Raw genomic sequence first — 1,554 nt, 5'->3', positions numbered from 1 at the left:
GTCGGCGCGCACCGCGTTCCTGTCCCAGGAGGTGCCGGAGTGGGATCCGCGGCGGACCGCGACGCAGATCTACACCGAGCACGTCGGTCGTCTGGGCCGTGCCGACGCGCCGGGGCTGACGTCGACCGGGCTGCTGGACCCGCGCGCCGCCGCCACCGCGGTGAGCCGGATGTCGCAGGGCCAGCAGCGTCGCCTCCACCTCGCGCTGTGCCTGGCCGCGCGGCCCGCGCTGCTGATCCTGGACGAGCCGACCAACCACCTGTCGTCATCCCTGGTGGAGAGCCTCACCGAGGCCCTGGTCACCGCGTCCTGCGCGGTGGTCGTGGCCACCCACGACCGTCAGCTCCTGCGGGACCTGTCGTCGTGGCCGGCCCTCGCCCTGACGCCGTCGGGAGTAGATTCTGCGCATGTCCGCTAACGCGAACCCCGGAAGCGTCGACATCAAGCGGCTGCGACGCGACCTGTACTCGGGCCGCGTCGGGCGCATCGACACGGTGGAGGTCCCGCCCATGTGGTTTTTGCAGGTCGACGGCCGCGGCGACCCCAACACAGCGCCGGCCTATCGCACGGCCGTCGAGTCGCTGTACGTCCTGTCGTACGCGATTAGGGCGATCGCGAAGTCGGAGCTCGGGAGGGTCCACACCGTGGGCCCGCTCGAGGGGCTCTGGTACGCCGACGATCCACGGGTGTTCACCGCGCGGGACAAGGAGGCGTGGAACTGGACGATGATGATCTGGCAGCCCGAGTGGATCACGCCGGAGGTCGTCGCCGCCGCGGGGGAGAGGGTGACGACGACGAGGGGTTCGGACGCCGGGGAGCGTGTGCGGTTCGCCCGGTTCGCGGAGGGTACGGCGGTACAGACGCTGCACGTGGGGCCCTATGACGAGGAGGGTCGGGTCATCGCGCACATGCACGCGGAGGCCGTCGAGGGCCGGCGCGCCGCGCTGTCCGGCCACCATCACGAGATCTATCTCTCGGATCCGCGCAGGGTCGAACCCGCGAGGCTGAGGACGATCCTGCGACAGCCCATCACGTCCGGCTGAGCCGGCGCCGCCGCTGGATCCGTTACGCGCTGGCCTCGAGGGAATCGACGAGGCGCTGGGCGAGGGTACGCAGTTGGAGCAGGTCCTCCTCCGACATGTCGAGCCTCCCGAGCAGGGAGCACTGGATCGCCTCCGCCTCCGCGCGCAGCTTCTCTCCGGCCCCGGTGAGGTGGACGTGGACGCTCCGGCCGTCGTCGGCGGACCGCGAGCGGGCGACGAGCCCGGCGTTCTCGAGGCGCGCCAGGAGAGGGGAGAGGGTCCCGGAGTCCAGGTGGAGGCGGTCGCCCAGTTGACGGACCGTGAGGCCGTCCTCCTCCCACAGGGCGAGCAGGGCGAGGTACTGCGGATAGGTGAGTCCGACCGAGGCGAGGGCGTGCCGGTAGGCCGAGGTCGAGGCGCGCGAGGCCGCGTAGAGGGAGAAGCAGACCTGGTGGTCGAGGCGGAGATCGGCGGGCATAGGGCCCAGTATCCCGGATTTACCGGTTGCGCTCAACTTAATTGTGCGCAACAC

At 70.8% G+C, this 1,554-nt stretch carries 3 protein-coding genes; 2 read left to right on the top strand and 1 reads right to left on the bottom strand.

What is annotated here, in order from left to right:
- Together G6030_RS07295 and G6030_RS07290 are read left to right on the top strand one after the other, a co-directional pair.
- Window positions 1–418: ATP-binding cassette domain-containing protein (locus tag G6030_RS07295; RefSeq protein ID WP_182642667.1), on the top strand; the 418-nt coding region annotated here is incomplete at its 5' end.
- Window positions 408–1,043 carry a GyrI-like domain-containing protein gene (locus G6030_RS07290; protein WP_182642666.1) on the top strand — a complete coding sequence of 212 codons (636 nt, stop codon included), beginning with the start codon at window positions 408–410 and terminating at the stop codon, window positions 1,041–1,043. The genes G6030_RS07295 and G6030_RS07290, both read left to right, overlap by 11 nt.
- A gap of 22 nt (window positions 1,044–1,065) precedes the next feature.
- Here the strand turns inward: G6030_RS07290 and G6030_RS07285 are convergent, their stop codons facing one another.
- Entirely contained in the window at window positions 1,066–1,500 is a 435-nt protein-coding gene (locus G6030_RS07285; protein ID WP_182642665.1) for a MarR family transcriptional regulator, read from the bottom strand.
- Window positions 1,501–1,554 lie beyond the last annotated feature (54 nt).

Source organism: Dietzia sp. E1 (assembly GCF_014145015.1).
In the GTDB taxonomy this organism is placed as follows: Bacteria; Actinomycetota; Actinomycetes; order Mycobacteriales; family Mycobacteriaceae; genus Dietzia; species Dietzia cinnamea_A.
Note: the sequence above shows the minus strand (reverse complement) of the source record. Positions and strands in the feature narration are given on the sequence as shown.

Bases quoted from the DNA above. Each gene is read 5' to 3' on its own strand.
- G6030_RS07290 (WP_182642666.1), top strand. From the start codon at position 408: ATGTCCGCTAACGCGAACCCCGGAAGCGTCGACATCAAGCGGCTGCGA.
- G6030_RS07285 (WP_182642665.1), bottom strand. From the start codon at position 1,500: ATGCCCGCCGATCTCCGCCTCGACCACCAGGTCTGCTTCTCCCTCTAC.